Source organism: Streptococcus sp. KHUD_011 (assembly GCF_046352925.1).
Lineage (GTDB): Bacteria > Bacillota > Bacilli > Lactobacillales > Streptococcaceae > Streptococcus.
Genome location: NZ_CP157578.1, coordinates 768,588 through 787,292 on the forward strand (window position 1 = coordinate 768,588; position 18,705 = coordinate 787,292).

Here is an 18,705-nt window from a genome sequence, read left to right on the forward strand (position 1 = left end):
AGGTGCCGATGACTAATAAGAAAATTGCTTTAGTATTGGTTTCTCTCCTGACACTCTTTTTAACAGCCTGTACTCAGAAGGCTAGTGATCCAAAGCAGGATAACTGGGATAAGTATCAAGAGCAGGGGACTATTACTATTGGTTTTGACAATACCTTTGTACCCATGGGTTTTGAAGAAAAGAATGGCCAATATACAGGCTTTGATATTGATTTGGCACAAGCTGTCTCTGAAAAATTAGGCTTTAAGATTCAATTTCAACCAATCGACTGGGATATGAAGGAGACGGAACTGCAAAATGGAACCATAGACGCCATTTGGAATGGCTATTCTGCGACTGATGAACGTCGAGAGAAGGTTGCCTTTAGCATTCCATATATGGAAAATCAGCAGGTTCTGGTTACTAAGAAAAGCCAGCAAATTCGTTCAGTAGAGGATATGAAGGATAAGACATTGGGAGCCCAAGCCGGTTCCTCTGGTTATTTAGACTTTGAAGCCCAGCCAGATTTACTGAAAAATCGTGTCAAAGATCAGAAGGCCAATCAATACCAGAGTTTCAATGAAGCCTTGATTGACTTGAAAAATGACCGGATTGATGCCTTGTTGATTGACCGAGTGTATGCTAATTACTACCTCCAGTCTGAGGGGATATTAAATGACTATAATGTCTTTTCAGCAGGATTTGAAAGTGAATCCTTTGCTGTCGGTGTTAGACCATCTGATAAAAGATTATTAACAGCATTAAACCAAGCCTTTATTGAACTATATAAAGAAGGAAAGTTCCAGGAAATCAGCCAGAAATGGTTTGGAGAAGATGTAGCAACCAAAGAAGTGAAAGAAGGAATCTAAATGACGGTTCCTTCTTTTTTCTTCTCATTTATCATACAAATATTGTATATTGGTTGACATATTGATTTTTGTTCGATAATATAGTAAGTATAGAAGGTAACCTATAGCTATATATATTTATAGTTTTAGGCTATTTCTTATATTTAAACAATATATGTCAAATATATATTATATTGGAGGAATCTATTTATGTTTAAATCTAAAGGACGACATGTTCATCAATCGCAAGTGGAGAAATTCACACGTTACAGTATTCGTAAGGTCAGTTTTGGTGCAGCTAGTGTGGCTGTAGCTACTGGATTGTTTTTCCTTGGTGGAGGAAGCGTTCAAGCGGCTGAACCAGTAATTAATTCAGAACCTACAGAAGTTCAAAATTCTCAAAATCTAAATGATAAGTCCTTGGAACCCTCTAAAGAAGTTGCTGGACAAGCATCTGCTACTGATAAAGAGTCCGATGGACAAAAAACTAATTCTGTTAAAGACTCTGTTACTGACACACAAGCAAGTGCAGTTGAAACTCCAAATGTAGTGCCAGAAAAAGTTTCTATTAATACAGCATCGTTAGATGATTTAGTTGCTAAAGTTGAAAGCAGACTGAGTCAATTAACTGAAGACAAGAAAACAAAATCAGTCATTGATGATGCTAAAAACTTACTTAATAAAGCAAAAGAACTTCTAAACGATGATAAAAAAACACAGGCTAAAGTAGATGCACTTGCTACACAACTTTCAAGTAACCTTAGCATTTTAAACAGTATCAAATCAGACACAACGGAAGAAGAAAAAGTAAACAAAAACCAAGATCCACGAAATGGAAAAGAGATTCCAGGTAAAGGGGAAAGTGGGTTTAGAGAAGCAACAACTGCAAATCCAATTATTCCTGCTAAAGAGGGTCCAACTAATAATAATAAATTAGGATCAGGAAATAACCCAGCTGATGGTGTATTTGAAAGTGCAAAAGATCAATTTGGAGATGTTGACTTTACAAACTCTACAGAAAAAAGTACTAAAGTTGAGAAACAATGGTCAAAAAGTATTTTATCTGATAAGATAGGTAAAGCTACTACACAACTATTAACAGGTGGTATTACATACAACTGGAAAGAAAAAGAAATTTCTAATGAAATAAATGGTTGGAAAATTACAGATGCAAACGGAAATGCAGGAAAAGTAACTGCTATTAAACCAGAAGCAGCAGTTGCAGATGCAGGACGTGAAGCGGAGTATCAAGGGAAGCCAAGCAAGGTCTATGATAATCAAGGAACTATTAAAAGGAACTATAATAATCCTGATAATCCAACAGCAACAAATCCGCTTGGAGTTCATGCTGCAAATCAAAACTATGGAAATGGTGTAAACTATTCAGGAAATGTTGGAACACATAATTTACCTAAAGGATATTACTTAGAATTAGGTGAAAAAGGTACTAAGCTTTCTAAAGAATATGCAGTTAATGGAAACTCTAGATTAATGTTAAGTACAATTACTGGTGGTGCATACGGAAATATGGGTACTGCTGGAACAGGTGAACGAATAAAAATCACAATGTACGATGCAGTAACTGGAGAAAAAATTTCTAGTATTAGAGATGACCATACTATCGGTGAAAAATATGAAGCAGAGCATATCTCAGCACCTTCAGGGGATGGAGGAAATGGTGATGGTTGGACTGAATACCGTGCCATTTATGAAGTTCCTCAATCTACTACAAGAGTACGTGTAGAAATTGAAGCACTAGATGATGGAACAGCAATTAACAATAGTTATTTAGCTGGTACTAATAGCAAAGTTAAAGATGGTTATTTTGTTGGAGCTGTTAACTTAGCTGTTGGTTCAGGAACTGAAATGACTACGAACGTTAAAACCAATGGTAAAGAAGGCAGATTCGGAGAAGACAATCTTTATAAATCAAAACAAAAAGGTGAACTAGAATTTACGGTTAATAGTGTTGGTGGAATTCGTCACTATGGTAGTGCGGAAACTGAAATAGAAGTTCCTGAAGGGGTAGTTTTACCTGAAAACATTACAAATCCTACAGGAAATGTTTGGTTTGGAAATGTTCCAGTTTCAGCCAAAAATATCATTTGGGATCCTCAAACAAGAAAATTAAAACTTCGATATAACACTTCGAAATTTAATAATGGAGAAGGACCTTATATAGGAGTAGGATCTAATGATGGTTCACGTCTATTTAGATTACCATTTACAACAACGGATAATTACAGAGGGACTGCTACATTTAAAGTAAGAACTTACTTACCAAATGGTTTAAGGGATGGAAAAGACAATCAACTTTTAAATACTGGTGATGTTTCAAATGCTGATGGAAAATATCATCCAGTAGTTAATGGTTTAAGAAATACAGACCAACCTGATTATTACTACAATAAAACGATTTATATCGATACAAAAAGACCAGATACACCAACAGTAGAAGCAGTACATACAGACAGTATTCGTGGTGAGAAAAAAGATGAAAATCAAGTAAAAGAGTTACTTGTCTCTGTTCCAACTAAAAATACAGATTTAACAAATGAAGCACGTGAGAAAAAAGATGTTGCTGAAAATGATAAAAATAATGGAGTAGATAGAGCACACACGGCTGGCGCTGAAACAGTAGATAAAGCAGTAGATAAAATCGATGCAGCTATCGGTGGATTAACTTTAATGAAAGTTACTTTACCAAATAGTAAAACTCCAATTACTTTAACAAAAAAAGCAGATGGTTGGTACATTGGTACTACAAAAGTTGAAGAACGTGATGGTAAATTAGTGGTACCAGTTCCAAAAGGAACAGATTTGACAGAAGCGAATGAGACAACAAATCCTGACAAACGTATCAAAGTTACTGTGCTTGATAAAGCAGGTAACGAATCAGATCCAGCTTATGCTAATGTTCTAAACGAAGCTCCAACAGTAGCAGTTGAGAAAAAAGATTTATATGTTTATAAAACCAAAGAAGCTGATAAATGGAACAATGAGAAAGTTCTAGAAAAAGCGAAACCATCAGCAACTGACTTAGAAGATGATCGTGATGGAGTTGATTCTACTAAACCAACAATAGCAGTAAGTGATGAAGGTAATCTAGATACAACTAAAGTTGGAGATTACACTGTAAAAGTTCAATCAACTGATAGTGAAGGCAAGCAATCAACAGAAACAAATGTTACCGTCCATGTCTTAGACCTAATTAAAGTTGATCCTACAGTAACTACTGACCCAACAAATCCAAGTACAAAAGCGCCAGTATCTCCAAAAACAGCAGATACACCTGTAAAAGAAGGAGATGAAAATCTTGGTAAATATCCAGCAGGAGTTACTCGTGAGGACTTAGTTAAAGAAGTTACACGTACAATTAAGTATTTGAAAGAAGAAGATGCAAACAAAGATAATGCTACTCCTTTATATGCTGAAAAGGTGCAAAAAGTAACTTACAAACGTACAGCAACCGTTAACCCTGAAACAAAAGAAGTAACGTACTCTGATTGGGAAGTTTACAAAGAAGCTGATAAATTAACAGATGCTACAGCTGACGGAACAAAAGGTAAATTCAATGCTGTTGAATCACCAGTAGTAGAAAATTACTTATTAGTAAATGCGACAGATAAAACAGTAGCTGAAAAAGAAGCGCCAGTTCCTGGAGAAGATGGAACAGTTACTCCAGAAGTTACTAAAGTTCTTTATAAAGAAATTGGTTCATTTGTACCAAACTATCCAGAAGGTAAGAAACCGAATGGTGCTCAAGATAAAATTCCTTATCCAAATAATCTAAATGACCCAACAGTTCCAGGTGATTTTAGTACAATAACAATTCCTTATGTTCCAGGCTATACTCCAGTATATAACGGAAAAGAATTGACACCAAAAAATCCAAATGATCCAACTCAAGGTTATAAAGTACCGGATGGATTTACACCAACGGATAAATTCGGTGAATCACCAATTACGTACACACCATCTACTCAAACAGCTAAAGTAGTCATTGAGAAGAAAGTCGATGGAGCTGCAAATGAGGTAGTTTCTAGCTTTGATTTAACGGGTAAATCTGGTTTAGAATTACCAGCAAGTACAGATATTGATAACAAAATCAAAGAACTTAAAAACCAAGGTTATGAAGTAGAAAGTGATGAATACCATATTCAAGATAATCATCACCCAACATTTGATGACAAGGAAGATATCAATGCACAAGATGGTACGCCAGCACCTTCTCAAATTTTTAAGATTGTTGTAAAACCTAGAATCATTGAAGTTCCTTCATCAACACCACATGAAAAAGATAGTCCAGTAGATCCAAATGGTGAAAATCCAGATTTGAAATGGCCAGAGGGATTAGCAGAGTCTGATTTGAACACAACTGCAAAACGTGTGATTTCATATGTGAAGAAAGAATCTGATACAGCTACAGAGGAAAAAGCTAAGGATGATACTGTTCAAACGGTACCATTTACAAGAAAGGCGACCGTTAATCTTGTTACTAAAAAAGTAACTTATACAGATTGGGAAAGTCCAAATAAAACATGGGATAAAGTAGAAGTTAAAACATTAACAGGGTACATTGCTGATAAGAAAGAAATTCCAGCTAAAGAAGTAGCAACTCCTGCAAAAGATACAAAAGTAATCCCTGACGAAACGGATAAAGTTACTTATACGAAAATTGGAAGCTGGATTCCTGTTGATCCAACCACTGGTAAGGATGGAGATCCAATTCCATTCCCTAACGATCCAAATGATCCAACCAAGACTGGTGAAATTACGCAAATTATTCCTCATAAAGATGGATATACTCCAAAAGATGGAAATGGAACACCATTAGAACCGGTAAATCCTGCAAATCCAGAACAAGGTTATAAACCACCAAAAATTACGGATCCAAAAGCAAATATCAAGATTACTTATGACAAAGATGATCAAAAAGCAAAAGTTAAATTCGTTTCTGTAGATCCAAAAACTCAAACAGAAACTGAATTAACCAACCATGCATTGACTTTAACTGGTAAATCAGGTGAAACCATTTCTGAAAGTGATGTACAAACTCATATCGATGTATTGAAATCAATGGGATATGATATTGTCGACAATCCATTTGATAAAGACCCAGTATTTGATACGAAGAAAGATACTGATGACAACATCACTCAAGAATTTACCATTAAAGTTCAACCACGTGTATCAACTGCGAAAACTGTATATGTAGTAGAAGGTGATAAGCCATCTGCAGAAAAAGTAGGAGGATCTGTTACACCTGGTAAGGACGGTAAAGTCACGAATCCTGATATCAGCACTATTTCTACTGATGGTAAAGCAGGTCAGGAAATTAAAGTTCCAGTAACGGTTACTTATGGAGCAGATAAATTTAAACGTGATGAACCAGTTGAAGTGACTGTTAAAGTTCTTCCAAAACCAGCACCAAAAGGCGTGACAGTCTTAAATGGTACATCAAACGAGAAATTAATTGATGCGATTCGTGAAAATGTTAATAAAGCAATTACTGGACTAACAAATGTGCCTGAAGGGGTAACTCCTTTTGTAACAGATGATGCGATTGTTACTCCTAAAACAGATCAAAATGGACAACAAACTCCAGTTACTGTTACGGTTAAATATAGAGATAAGGCTACTGGAAAAGTGATTGATGATATTTCTGTGAATGTGGATGTTCCAGTAAATGTAGTTGGTTCAACTCCAAAATCTAAAGTTGTATTTGAAGGAGATGAATTGACTGCTAAGGATATAACAGATGCGGTTACTCCAGGGGAAAATGGAACAAAAGGTGATCCTAAAGATTTAGCTACAGATATTACAGCTAAATCAGGTGTGAAAGAAGTAACTGTTCCAGTAACTTATACAGACCAAAACGGAGAAACTTTAACAGAACCAGTAAAAGTTAAAGTAACAGTTTTACCAAAACCAACACCAAAAGGTATTATTGTTGCTAAAGATAGCGATAAGGAAAAAGCAAAAGAAAAAGCTCTTGCTAAAGCGAAAGAAGCTATCGCAGACGGTACTTTTAAAGGAAAACTTCCAGAAAATGTTACCAATGTAAGTATTGATGAAAATGTAGACAATCCAGATTTATCAGATGATACGGATGTAAATGTTACAGTTAAATATACTGTTGATGATGTAGAAAAAACAACTGTTGTTAAAGTTCCTGTTACTGTTGTAGAGGGAGTTCCTCAAATTGTTCCAGTGGATGAAAATAATAAACAACCAAATCCAGAAAACAGTATCGACAAAACTGAATATCCGGATGGTTCAACATTTGAATATGATCCAAAAACTCCAGTAGATACTACAAAACCTGGTGATTACACAGTCAATGTCATTGTAAAAGACAAAGATGGGAATCCAATTGCAGAAGTCCCTGCAACTGTACGTGTTGTAGAAAGCTACCCACAATTTGTGCCAGTAGATAAGGATAAAAAACAACCAACTGTTGAAGGAAGTATTGACCCTAAAGCATTCCCTAAAGATACAGAGTTTACTTATGAAAGCCCAGTAGATACAACAACACCAGGCGAAAAAGACGTTGTTATTGTAGCAAAAGTTGGAGGTAAGGTCATTGCAAAAGTCCCTGCAAAAGTAATGGTTGTAGAACCGAAGACTCAATATGTGCCAGTCGATAAGGATAATAAACAACCAGATGCATCTAAGAGTATTGATCCTGAACAATATCCAGATGGAGTAACCTTCAACTATAAAACTCCTGTAGATACAACAACACCAGGCGAAAAAGATGTTATTGTAGAAGCAAAAGACGGAGAAGATAAACTTGTAGAAGTTCCAGCTAAGGTTAAAGTAGTGGAAGGTAAAGAACAATTAATTCCTGTAAATCCAACTGAAAAACCACAAGCCAGAGATAGTATTACTCCAAGTGATTATCCAGAAGGTTCAACATTTGAATACAAAGTTCCAGAAGGACAAACAGAACCATTTGATGCAACAACTGTTGGAGATAAACCAGTAACTGTTGTTGTAAAAGATAAAAATGGAAATGTATTAGTAGAAGTTCCGGCAACGATTAAGGTGGTAGAAGCTAAACCAACACCAATTGAAACGCCAGTAACGAATACACCTTTAACAAAAGAGGATATTGCTAAATATGTTAAAGTTCCAGAAGGCGGTAAAGTAACCAATGTAGAAAATATTCCAGATTTAACAACGCCAGGTCAGAAAAATCCTGTTAAAGTTACTGTTACTTTACCAAATGGAAAAACAACGACAGTAGATGTTCCTGTGAATGTAACGCCAGTTAAGGAAATTGAAACGCCAGTTACGAATACTCCGTTAACCCCAGAGGACTACACCAAAGGAATTAAAATTCCAGAAGGTGGTAAGGTCACAAATGTTGAAAACATTCCAGACTTAACAACCCCAGGTAAGAAAGCTCCAGTTAAAGTAACGGTTGAATTACCAAATGGAAAAGTGATTACTGTTGATGTTCCAGTTAATGTCACTCCAGTAAATGGAATTGAAACCCCAGTTACGAATACTCCATTAACTCCAGAGGATTATACAAAAGGAATCAAGATACCAGAAGGTGGTAAGGTAACGAACGTTGAAAACATTCCAGACTTAACAACTCCGGGTAAGAAAGCTCCAGTTAAAGTAACGGTTGAATTACCAAATGGAAAAGTGATTACTGTAGATGTTCCAGTTAATGTCACTCCAGTAAATGGAATTGAAACACCTGTCACAGATACTCCATTAACAAAAGAAGATATTGGAAAACACGTGAAGGTTCCAGAAGGTGGTAAAATTGTTGAAGTAGGTAAAATTCCAGAAGTAAATACTCCTGGGGATAAAGGTACAGTCAAAGTTAAAATTGAACTTCCTAATGGTAAACAAATAGAAGTAGAGATTCCTGTCAAGGTAACGCCTATCAAAGATATTATTAAGAAACTTGGTGATCCAATTACAAATGAGGATGTTGAAAAACATATTCAGATTCCAGAAGGTGGTAAGATTATCAGTATTGGAGATAAACCGTCTACAGATATTCCAGGAGAAAGACCAAGTGTTCCAGTGGTGATTGAACTACCAGGTGGTAAACGTGTAACTATCAAAGTTCCTGTAATTGTAATTCCGAAAACAACACCGATTGTTGTTGAAGTTGGTACACCAATTACAGAGGATATGGTGAAAAAACATGTGGACCTTCCAGAAGGATGGAAGGTTACAAAAGTGGGAGAAATTCCAAAAACAAATACACCTGGTGACAAACCATCTATAACAGTAGAATTAGAGTTGCCAGACGGACGTAAAGTGACAGTGGATGTTCCTGTGAAAGTTACTCCTAAATCTAATCATGGTGATAGTCAAGGTAATAATCAAGGTAATAATGGTAGTTCAACTATTCATATCGTAACACGTTACCAAGATGGTGAGGGTAAAGAAATTTCGCCAGAAGAAAATGGAAGCCATGGACCTAAGACTATAGAAGGTTATGAATACACTGGCACTAAGACAGATAAAAATGGTAATGTGATTCATACCTATAAGAAAGTAGTTACCCCAACTCGTTCTGAGCAACCTGTTTCGCCAGTTCGTCCTTCAAATCCAGAAAAACCAGTAGTTAATCCAACTCAGGTAAGTCGAACAGAATCAAATCAAGCAGTTAGCGCAACAACTGTAGAAAATGATAAGAAGGAATTACCAAATACTGGTACAGAAGATAAGGCTAGTCTAGCTAGTCTTGGACTTCTTGGAATGTTGGGTGCATTTGGACTTGTAACTCGTAAGAAAAAAGAAGACTAAGAAAGAAACTTCCTTTCTAAAGTCCGATAGAAAAATAGACTGAGGTGAAAACTTCAGTCTATTTCTTTTTACTGTAAAAAAATCCTCTGGCAAGTACCAGAGGATAAGAGTTTATTTCATTGTTGGGAAGAGCAATACGTCACGGATAGTAGTTGTATCAGTGAGGAGCATGCAAAGACGGTCGATACCGATTCCCAAACCACCTGTTGGTGGCATACCGTATTCAAGGGCTTCGATATAGTCGTAGTCGATACCTGTTGCCTCATCGTCACCAAGTTCTTTAGCTTTAGCTTGGGCTTCAAAACGGCTAAGTTGGTCGATTGGATCATTTAACTCAGTAAAGGCATTTCCGTACTCCTTGGTCATGATGAAGAGCTCGAAACGGTCAGTAAAGCGCTCATCTTCAGGATTTTTCTTGGCAAGTGGAGATACAGCTACTGGATGTCCATAGACAAAGGTTGGTTGGATTAAGGTTTCTTCAACAAACTCTTCAAAGAAGGCATTGATGATGTGGCCAACTTCAGTGTAGTGTTTCTCAACTGGAACTTTCTTCTCAGCAGCGATAGCTTTGGCTTCCTCGAAAGTCATGTCTTGCCAGAAATCGACACCAGTAATTTCTTTGATAGCATCCACCATATGAACACGTTTAAATGGTTCGTTAATCTTGATTTCAGTACCTTGATAGTTGACTGGACCATCGCCTTTGACTGATTTAGCAGCGTGTTGGATAATGCCTTCCGTCAAGTCCATGATATCTTGGAAGTCTGCATAAGCTTGGTAAACTTCGATAGAAGTGAACTCAGGGTTATGAGTAGCGTCCATTCCTTCGTTACGGAAGATACGGCCAATTTCGTAGACGCGTTCCATACCACCGACGATAAGGCGTTTCAAGTGAAGCTCAGTTGCGATACGAAGCACCATATCAATGTTTTGGGCATTGTGGTGGGTGATAAATGGACGAGCCGCAGCACCACCAGCTTCGTTGTGAAGAACAGGTGTTTCCACTTCAAGGAAACCTTTTTGGTCAAGGTAACGACGGATTTCAGAGATGATTTTTGAACGAGTGACAAAGCGCTCAAAGCTTTCACGGTTAGAAATCAAGTCAAGGTAACGTTTACGGTAGATAGTTTCAACATCTGTCAAACCGTGGAATTTCTCTGGCAGAGGACGAAGAGCCTTAGACAAGTGTGTGATGTGGGTTGCCTTGATAGAGAGTTCTCCCATATCTGTACGCATTACTTCACCTTCGACACCAAGGAAGTCACCAAGGTCTGCTTTTTTGAAGATTTCGTAGTTTTCTTCACCGACAGCATCCTTACGAACGTAGATCTGGATTTGACCTTCGCGGTCTTGAAGGTGGGCAAATCCAACTTTACCTTTACCACGTTTGGTTACCAAGCGTCCTGCGATAGTAGCTGTTTCGTTTTTATCATGTAATTGTTCTTTATCGAGGTCAGCATATTTATCTTTTAATTCTTGTGAATTTGCAGTACGTTCAAAACGTTTTCCAAAGGGATCGATTCCTTGTTCACGGAGCGCAGCCATTTTTTCACGGCGAACGATCTGCTGGTCATTTAGTTCTTCCATATGTTCTGTTGACATGGGATCCTCCTAGTTTTACTCAAAACTGAATACGATGAGTCATTTTTTGCGATACTCCCATTTTATCATAAATAAGCAAGAAATTCACGGATAATCTTTCAAAACTAAAAAGAACTTGACGCGAAAATCAAGTTCTGTTATTGATAGGAAGTATCATTCCAAGTATCGAGAGTAAATGTTTCAAAATCATGGGTTTCTAGAATTGTCAGGCTGGCATTTGCTAGACCGCCATCTTTACGAAGAAGTGGTTCTTTATAACCTAGAAGAGTACGAAGACTGGCAGTAAGATTGGCACCGTGACCGACAATTAAAATACGCTCAGCAGGACTATCTTTTAATGATTTGATAAATTGGATGGTCCGTTGTGTTGTGCTATAGAGGGATTCGGCTCCGAACATTTGAGTGTCAAATTGAGCAAGATTAGATCGGAAAGCTTTGATTTGTTGCGGGTAAATAGCTTCCAAGGTTGCAATTTTCAAACCTTCCAACTTCCCCAGCTGCCATTCACGGAGGTTGGGAACGCTTTTTAAAGGACAGGGCGTCTGGAGTTGACTTTGGATAATCTCAGCAGATTTGACCGCTCGAGGTAAATCACTTGAATAAATCTGATCAAAAGGAATTTCCTTGAGATACTGGCCAAGTTGTTTTAGGGTGTCAATGGATTCAGGAAGAAGGGGAGAATCTCCACTAGCACCTTGAAAGCGACCTTCTTGGTTCCAGACGGTGCGACCGTGGCGGACAAAGTAGAGTTTCATTACTTGTTGTCCTCCAAGATATCTACAAAGTCGGCCTTTACAAAGCTGGCCAATTCTTGTGGCGCGACGATAATGCTGTGACCAACTTCTCCAGCAGAGACAATCATTTGATCCAAGTCTAGAGCAATCTTATCGATAAAAATGGGGTAATTGTGTTTCTGACGAATTCCGACAGGATTATTGGCTCCATGAATGTAACCAGTTGTTTTTTCCAAGTCCTTTTGTGGAATCATGCTCACTTTTTTATTGCCAGAAATTTTAGCTAGTTTCTTTTCAGACAAATGTTGAGTGATAGGCACAATTCCGATAATCGGTCCTGTTTTATCTCCCAAAAGAGCCAAGGTTTTGAAAATCTGATCTCGTTCATAATCTTGAGGAAGCTCTCCTTCTAGGGCATTGATTTGAATCCCCTGATGTGGGATACCTGCTTTGGACAGGATTTGTTCCACCAATGTTTTTTTGACTTTAACTTTTTTTGCCATTATTTATACTTATCCTCCAATTGGCTCATCCAAATACCAAGCCAGATTCCCAGCGCAAAGAAGAAGGCGATGATGACATAACCGACAAGAGAAGTACCGGTGTACTGGATACTTTCAGCATTTCCTGCATTTGGAATCAAGATCAAAAGGGTACTTGATAGGACGATACCGATGATGAAATGATAGACGCGTGAGTGGTAGTTGTTTAAGGCATAATCCATCAATTTTGAAAAAATGATGAGAGTTGCACCTGCACCGATTCCAATTGGGAAAAAGGTTCCCAAGAGGTCAAAGGTTTTAAAACCAGTCAACATAGGAGCGTAGAGTCCCAAAATCAAAAGTAGGTTTGATGGACTGAGGCCAGGAACTAATACGCCAAGAGCCAGCAGTGCACCTGCTAGGACGAAATTAAGAAAGCTGGCACTTAAGGTTCCAACGACAAAATTTAAGGCATAGAGTCCTAATCCAGAAATGATAAAGGTTGTCCAGAACCAAGCCAAATCAATCTTGTCTCGGTCAGATTCTCGAGTTGATTCTTTGAGGAGGCTAGGAACTGTACCAATGATGGCACCCGCAAAGCTCCATAAGACAAAGACCTGATAATTTTCAAGTAGGTATTCAATCGGGTAGGAAAATAAGCCGATCCCCAGAAGCATGCCGATGGCAACTGGAATAAAATACAAAACATTTTCTTTAAAGTCTTTAAAGGGATGGGCTAGAAAGCCAATCATTCGTTCATAAATACCTAAGATTGCTGCTAGAACCCCTCCGGAAATTCCCGGTAGAATAAATCCAAGAGCAATCACAATCCCTTTAATAACACGTGCTAACCATGAGAGCATATTGTTCCTCCAACTATTTCTATTTCAAAAAATCCTTACTATATTGTATCACAATCTAAAACAAAAAGAAAAAGCAAATGAGAAACAAATGCTTTTAAGGTTTTAAAAATAGTTTTCTAAAGGTTTCTTCCTTATTTTTTAAAGAAGAGATGACGTTAATATCCAAATCGTGGTCAAAACCAGCAATTTTTCCTTTAGAAGTGTACTGGTGAATGTCGTAATCTAAATCAGTCTTAGGAGTTGCTTCGTAAAATCCTGAGTCAGAACCATAGGAAGGAATCCATACAGACGTAAACTTGTCTGTATTAATACTGTGTTCTTCCATGAAGTAGACCCCAACGTAGATTCCGATATTTTTAGCACCTAGCGATTCTAGTTTTGCACGAAAAGCTTCAACCCCTTCGTTCATATTGGACATGGTTTTTTCTTCCACGTCTAGCCAATAGTAGCTAGGGCTGTATGGCGATGAAGCATTATAAAAAACTTCAGCAGCCTTTTCCATTTCTTGGATACTTTTTCCAGCTACATAGGCATAGACACCAACTGGGACATTTCGTTTTTGAAACTCAGTGATATGGGTTTTAAAGGCCTTATCAACACCATTAACATAGGAAGCATCGTTCTCTTTGGACGTTTGAGCACCACTATGGACGCGAACAATAGCTCCAGAAATGTTTTGGGAGAGAGTATCGTAATTGATTTCCTCAGGACGTTGCCAACCAGAAACATCAATCACCGGTTTATCTATATTATGTAGCGCTTGCGTTTCTACTTGCGCGATATTTGACTTTGTTTTTACAGGATGGTCCTCAAAACGAGGGCGATTCAGGATTAAAATGAAAATCATAATCCCAAAAAAACCAAACAAAATAAGCGGATTTATTTTCTTTCTCATATCTCATAATTTTACCTTAAAAATGAAAAAAAATCAAAAAAAATACTTAAAAAATGGGTTAAGAAAGGACTTTAGAGCATTTTTTCATTCAAGAGCGCGGAATGATTTGAAATATGGTATAATAAAAGGGAATTTCTAGAGAAAAGAGAAGATTATGTCAAATTATGCCATTATTTTAGCAGCGGGTAAAGGGACTCGCATGAAATCTGATTTGCCAAAAGTTTTACACAAGGTTGCGGGTATTTCTATGCTGGAGCATGTTTTCCGTAGTGTGGGAGCCATTCAACCTGAAAAGACAGTCACAGTTGTCGGACACAAGGCAGAATTGGTTGAAGAGGTCTTGGCTGGACAGACAGAATTTGTAACTCAATCTGAACAGTTAGGTACCGGTCATGCAGTTATGATGACAGAGCCTATTCTAGAAGGTTTGTCAGGTCATACTTTGGTCATCGCAGGGGATACTCCTTTAATCACAGGTGAAAGCTTGAAAAACTTGATTGATTTCCACATCAATCATAAAAATGTGGCCACTATCTTGACTGCTGAAACGGATAATCCTTTTGGCTATGGACGAATTGTTCGTAATGATAATGCTGAAGTTCTTCGCATTGTTGAACAGAAGGATGCCACAGATTTTGAAAAGCAAATCAAGGAAATCAACACTGGAACTTACGTTTTTGACAACGAGCGTTTGTTTGAGGCTTTGAAAAATATCAATACCAACAACGCTCAAGGAGAATACTATATTACAGATGTTATTGGTATTTTCCGTGAGGCTGGTGAAAAAGTCGGAGCTTATACGTTAAAAGATTTTGATGAGAGTCTTGGAGTAAATGACCGTGTAGCACTTGCGACTGCTGAGTCGGTTATGCGTCGTCGCATCAATCACCAACACATGGTCAATGGAGTTAGCTTTGTCAACCCAGAAGCAACTTATATCGATATTGATGTTGAGATTGCGCCCGAAGTTCAAATCGAAGCCAACGTTACCTTGAAAGGGCAAACGAAAATTGGTGCTGAGACTGTTTTGACAAATGGAACTTATGTGGTGGATAGCACTATTGGAGCAAGAGCTGTCATTACCAATTCTATGATTGAGGAAAGTAGTGTTGCAGACGGTGTGACAGTCGGTCCTTATGCCCACATTCGTCCAGGTTCAAGTCTGGGTGCCCAAGTTCATATTGGAAACTTTGTTGAGGTGAAAGGTTCTTCTATCGGCGAGAATACTAAGGCTGGTCATTTGACTTATATCGGAAACTGTGAAGTGGGTAGCAAGGTTAATTTTGGTGCAGGAACTATTACAGTCAACTATGACGGAAAAAACAAATACAAAACAGTCATTGGTAACAATGTCTTTGTTGGTTCAAATTCAACCATTATTGCCCCAGTTGAGTTGGGTGACAATTCTCTTGTTGGAGCTGGTTCAACTATTACCAAAGACGTGCCAGCAGATGCGATTGCCATTGGTCGTGGACGTCAGGTCAATAAAGACGAATATGCAACTCGCCTTCCTCATCATCCTAATAATCAGTAGGAGTCTGTCATGGAATTTGAAGAAAAAACGCTTAGTCGAAAAGAAATCTATCAAGGTCCAATTTTTAAACTGGTCCAAGATCAGGTTGAATTACCAGAAGGCAAGGGAACTGCCCAACGGGATTTGATTTTCCACAATGGTGCTGTCTGTGTTTTAGCAGTAACGGATGAACAAAAACTCATCTTGGTCAAGCAGTACCGCAAAGCTATCGAGGCTGTCTCTTACGAAATTCCAGCCGGAAAGTTGGAAGTAGGAGAAAATACAGACCCTGTTGCAGCAGCCCTTCGTGAATTAGAGGAAGAAACAGCCTATACAGGGAAATTAGAACTTTTGTATGACTTTTATTCAGCCATTGGCTTTTGTAATGAAAAATTAAAACTATATCTAGCAAGCGATTTGACGAAAGTGGAAAATCCGCGTCCGCAGGATGAAGATGAGACCTTGGAAGTCCTTGAAGTGAGCTTAGAAGAAACTAAGGAATTGATCCAATCAGGTCATATCTGTGATGCCAAGACAATTATGGCTATACAGTATTGGGAATTGCAGAAAAAATAGAGGAGGTCAGTATGGGTAAACCTTTATTAACGGATGAAATGATTGAAAGGGCTAATAGAGGCGAAAAAATTTCAGGTCCTCCTTTACTAGATGATGAGGAGACAAAAATTTTACCAACCTCTTCTTCCCGTTTTGGTTATGCCAAACCTAAGGATCATGGTTTTAGCCAGGAAACCTTGAAGATTCAGGTCGAACCGTCTATTCATAAAAGCCGTCGCATTGAAAATACCAAGAGAAATGTCTTCAATTCTAAGTTGAATAAAATCTTATTCGCTGTCATCTTTCTCTTGATTTTGCTTGTCTTAGCAATGAAACTTTTGTAATAGAAAAGGAATTGAAATGAAAATAGGAATTATTGCGGCTATGCCAGAAGAACTGGCTTATCTGGTCCAGCATTTAGACAATGCCCAGGAGCAAGTTATTTTAGGGAATACCTATCATACAGGAACCATTGCCTCGCATGAAGTCGTTCTTGTAGAAAGTGGAATTGGTAAGGTCATGTCTGCCATGAGTGTGGCGATTTTGGCTGATCATTTTCAAGTGGATGCTTTGATTAACACGGGATCAGCTGGGGCAGTGGCAGAGGGTATTGCTGTTGGGGATGTTGTGATTGCTGATAAATTAGTCTATCATGATGTGAATGTCACAGCTTTTGGCTATGCTTATGGACAAATGGCACAACAACCGCTTTATTTCGAATCAGATAAAACTTTTATTGCTCAAATCCAAGAGAGTTTATCTCAATTGGACCAGAACTGGCATCTTGGTTTGATTGCTACAGGAGATAGTTTTGTTGCAGGAAATGACAAGATAGAAGCGATTAAGTCTCATTTCCCAGATGTTTTAGCCGTGGAGATGGAGGGGGCAGCTATTGCTCAGGCAGCGCATGCTCTTAATCTTCCAGTTTTAGTCATCCGAGCTATGAGTGATAATGCCAACCATGAAGCAAACATCTCTTTTGATGAGTTTATTATCGAAGCTGGACGTCGCTCTGCCCAAGTCTTGTTAGCCTTTTTGAAGGCTTTAGATTAAGCGGAAATTTGACAGTTTTTCTAGCTTATGATAAGATTTAAGTAAAGAAAAGCTAGAAAACGTTTCAGAGGATATTATGAGTATTGAAATGACCGTCAGTGAGATTGCAGAGGTCTTAGGATTATCTCGCCAAGCAATCAATAACCGTGTCAAAGAATTACCAGAAGAAGACACAGATAAAAATGATAAAGGGGTAACAGTCGTTACCAGAAGTGGCTTGATTAAGCTAGAAGAAATCTATAAAAAAACGATTTTTGAAGATGAGCCTGTCAGTGAAGATGTCAAGCAACGTGAACTGATGGAGATTCTGGTTGATGAGAAGAATGCAGAAATTCTTCGTCTTTATGAACAATTAAAAGCCAAGGATCGTCAGTTATCAGAAAAAGACGAGCAGATGCGCATCAAAGACCGTCAGATTGCTGAGAAAGACAAACAACTCGATCAGCAGCAACAATTGACCCTTCAAGCCATGAAGGATCAAGAAAATCTTAAGCTAGAGCTGGACCAAGCAAAAGAAGAAGTCCAATCAACTAAGAAAGGCTTTTTTGCTCGTTTATTTGGAGGATAATCAAGGAGCTGTTTAGGTTAAATGCTAACCTGATGGCTTCTTTTGTTTCTAAATAGTATAGTTGCTCAAGTAATACTCAATGAAAATCAAAGAGCAAACTAGGAAACTAGCCGCAGGCTGCTCAAAGCACTGCTTTGAGGTTGTAGATAAGACTGACGAAGTCAGTTACATATATCTACGGCAAGGCGACGTTGACGTGGTTTGAATTAGTATAAAATAACAGTATAGGAGAGGTATAGAATGGAACGATTAGAAGATTACATTGCTTTCGATTTAGAATTTAATCAGCATGAAGGGCAAACACACTTGATTCAAGTATCGGCAGTGCGTTTTAGAGATGGTCAGGAAATCGCTGCCTATGATTCATATGTCCATACTAGTGTGCCTCTAAAGAGTTTTATCAATGGTTTGACAGGGATTACAGCTGAGACATTAAAAGATGCCCCTCCAGTGGAGAAAGTTATAAAAGATTTCCAAGAGTTTGTGGGTTCTTTACCCATGGTTGGCTACAATGCTGCTAAAAGTGATTTGCCTATTCTAGCAGAGCATGGTTTAGACTACAGCCTGCAGTATAAGGTGGACTTGTATGATGAAGCCTTTGAACGTCGTAGTTCAGATTTACACGGTATTGCCAATCTCAAATTGCAAACTGTTGCCTCATTTCTTGGATTTCAAGGTCAGTCTCATAATAGCTTAGAGGATGCTCGTATGACAGCGCGTGTTTACGAGTCCTTTCTAGAGTCGGATCAAGCTAGAGAATTGTTAGGGGCAGAAAGTAGCCTATCGAACAATCCTTTTGGAGGCTTGGATTTGTCTCAATTATTTGACTAGG

General features: G+C 38.1%; 13 protein-coding genes. 8 read left to right on the forward strand and 5 right to left on the reverse strand.

The annotated features are described in order from the left end of the window. Positions 1–8: 8 nt before the first annotated feature. Positions 9–848, forward strand: a complete 840-nt coding sequence (locus ABKJ27_RS03520) for an amino acid ABC transporter substrate-binding protein (RefSeq protein WP_410012053.1) — start codon at positions 9–11, stop codon at positions 846–848. Between the two features lie 189 nt (positions 849–1,037). Further along, positions 1,038–9,608, forward strand: a complete 8,571-nt coding sequence (locus ABKJ27_RS03525; protein ID WP_410012054.1) for a Rib/alpha-like domain-containing protein — start codon at positions 1,038–1,040, stop codon at positions 9,606–9,608. A gap of 111 nt (positions 9,609–9,719) precedes the next feature. On the opposite strand, the gene lysS is transcribed toward ABKJ27_RS03525, so the two are convergent. The 5 genes from lysS to ABKJ27_RS03550 form a co-directional block, all read right to left on the reverse strand. Beyond that, the gene (gene lysS / locus ABKJ27_RS03530; RefSeq protein WP_020902752.1) at positions 9,720–11,210 is read right to left on the reverse strand and encodes a lysine--tRNA ligase; all 1,491 of its coding nucleotides are present in this window, start codon (positions 11,208–11,210) and stop codon (positions 9,720–9,722) included. A gap of 137 nt (positions 11,211–11,347) precedes the next feature. Then, positions 11,348–11,965: a histidine phosphatase family protein gene (locus ABKJ27_RS03535; protein WP_285386965.1), complete on the reverse strand. Its 618-nt coding sequence runs from the start codon at positions 11,963–11,965 to the stop codon at positions 11,348–11,350. After that, positions 11,965–12,447: an aminoacyl-tRNA deacylase gene (locus tag ABKJ27_RS03540; protein ID WP_285386963.1), complete on the reverse strand. Its 483-nt coding sequence runs from the start codon at positions 12,445–12,447 to the stop codon at positions 11,965–11,967. The genes ABKJ27_RS03535 and ABKJ27_RS03540 overlap by 1 nt, the downstream gene beginning before the upstream one ends. Then, positions 12,447–13,289 (reverse strand): DUF368 domain-containing protein, encoded by an 843-nt coding sequence (locus ABKJ27_RS03545; protein WP_285386960.1) that lies wholly within the window; start codon positions 13,287–13,289, stop codon positions 12,447–12,449. The genes ABKJ27_RS03540 and ABKJ27_RS03545 overlap by 1 nt, the downstream gene beginning before the upstream one ends. A gap of 94 nt (positions 13,290–13,383) precedes the next feature. Then, positions 13,384–14,184: a glycoside hydrolase family 25 protein gene (locus ABKJ27_RS03550; protein WP_314499668.1), complete on the reverse strand. Its 801-nt coding sequence runs from the start codon at positions 14,182–14,184 to the stop codon at positions 13,384–13,386. Between the two features lie 154 nt (positions 14,185–14,338). Between ABKJ27_RS03550 and glmU the strand changes: the two genes are divergently transcribed. The 6 genes from glmU (at position 14,339) to ABKJ27_RS03580 (ending at position 18,704) form a co-directional block, all read left to right on the forward strand. Continuing rightward, positions 14,339–15,718, forward strand: a complete 1,380-nt coding sequence (gene glmU, locus ABKJ27_RS03555; RefSeq protein WP_410012055.1) for a bifunctional UDP-N-acetylglucosamine diphosphorylase/glucosamine-1-phosphate N-acetyltransferase GlmU — start codon at positions 14,339–14,341, stop codon at positions 15,716–15,718. Between the two features lie 9 nt (positions 15,719–15,727). Beyond that, complete coding sequence (locus ABKJ27_RS03560; protein ID WP_261116532.1) at positions 15,728–16,273, forward strand: NUDIX hydrolase; 546 nt, start codon at positions 15,728–15,730, stop codon at positions 16,271–16,273. Between the two features lie 11 nt (positions 16,274–16,284). Then, positions 16,285–16,596 carry a cell wall synthase accessory phosphoprotein MacP gene (macP, locus tag ABKJ27_RS03565; protein ID WP_049547262.1) on the forward strand — a complete coding sequence of 104 codons (312 nt, stop codon included), beginning with the start codon at positions 16,285–16,287 and terminating at the stop codon, positions 16,594–16,596. Positions 16,597–16,612: 16 nt separating this feature from the next. Continuing rightward, complete coding sequence (locus tag ABKJ27_RS03570) at positions 16,613–17,305, forward strand: 5'-methylthioadenosine/adenosylhomocysteine nucleosidase (RefSeq protein WP_410012056.1); 693 nt, start codon at positions 16,613–16,615, stop codon at positions 17,303–17,305. Positions 17,306–17,381: 76 nt separating this feature from the next. Beyond that, positions 17,382–17,873: a chromosome segregation protein RocS gene (gene rocS / locus ABKJ27_RS03575; protein ID WP_000021242.1), complete on the forward strand. Its 492-nt coding sequence runs from the start codon at positions 17,382–17,384 to the stop codon at positions 17,871–17,873. 240 nt (positions 17,874–18,113) lie between these two features. Continuing rightward, positions 18,114–18,704 (forward strand): 3'-5' exonuclease, encoded by a 591-nt coding sequence (locus ABKJ27_RS03580; RefSeq protein ID WP_078228418.1) that lies wholly within the window; start codon positions 18,114–18,116, stop codon positions 18,702–18,704. Position 18,705 lies beyond the last annotated feature (1 nt).

Bases quoted from the DNA above. Each gene is read 5' to 3' on its own strand.
- ABKJ27_RS03520 (WP_410012053.1), top strand. From the start codon at position 9: ATGACTAATAAGAAAATTGCTTTAGTATTGGTTTCTCTCCTGACACTC.
- ABKJ27_RS03525 (WP_410012054.1), top strand. From the start codon at position 1,038: ATGTTTAAATCTAAAGGACGACATGTTCATCAATCGCAAGTGGAGAAA.
- lysS (WP_020902752.1), bottom strand. From the start codon at position 11,210: ATGTCAACAGAACATATGGAAGAACTAAATGACCAGCAGATCGTTCGC.
- ABKJ27_RS03535 (WP_285386965.1), bottom strand. From the start codon at position 11,965: ATGAAACTCTACTTTGTCCGCCACGGTCGCACCGTCTGGAACCAAGAA.
- ABKJ27_RS03540 (WP_285386963.1), bottom strand. From the start codon at position 12,447: ATGGCAAAAAAAGTTAAAGTCAAAAAAACATTGGTGGAACAAATCCTG.
- ABKJ27_RS03545 (WP_285386960.1), bottom strand. From the start codon at position 13,289: ATGCTCTCATGGTTAGCACGTGTTATTAAAGGGATTGTGATTGCTCTT.
- ABKJ27_RS03550 (WP_314499668.1), bottom strand. From the start codon at position 14,184: ATGAGAAAGAAAATAAATCCGCTTATTTTGTTTGGTTTTTTTGGGATT.
- glmU (WP_410012055.1), top strand. From the start codon at position 14,339: ATGTCAAATTATGCCATTATTTTAGCAGCGGGTAAAGGGACTCGCATG.
- ABKJ27_RS03560 (WP_261116532.1), top strand. From the start codon at position 15,728: ATGGAATTTGAAGAAAAAACGCTTAGTCGAAAAGAAATCTATCAAGGT.
- macP (WP_049547262.1), top strand. From the start codon at position 16,285: ATGGGTAAACCTTTATTAACGGATGAAATGATTGAAAGGGCTAATAGA.
- ABKJ27_RS03570 (WP_410012056.1), top strand. From the start codon at position 16,613: ATGAAAATAGGAATTATTGCGGCTATGCCAGAAGAACTGGCTTATCTG.
- rocS (WP_000021242.1), top strand. From the start codon at position 17,382: ATGAGTATTGAAATGACCGTCAGTGAGATTGCAGAGGTCTTAGGATTA.
- ABKJ27_RS03580 (WP_078228418.1), top strand. From the start codon at position 18,114: ATGGAACGATTAGAAGATTACATTGCTTTCGATTTAGAATTTAATCAG.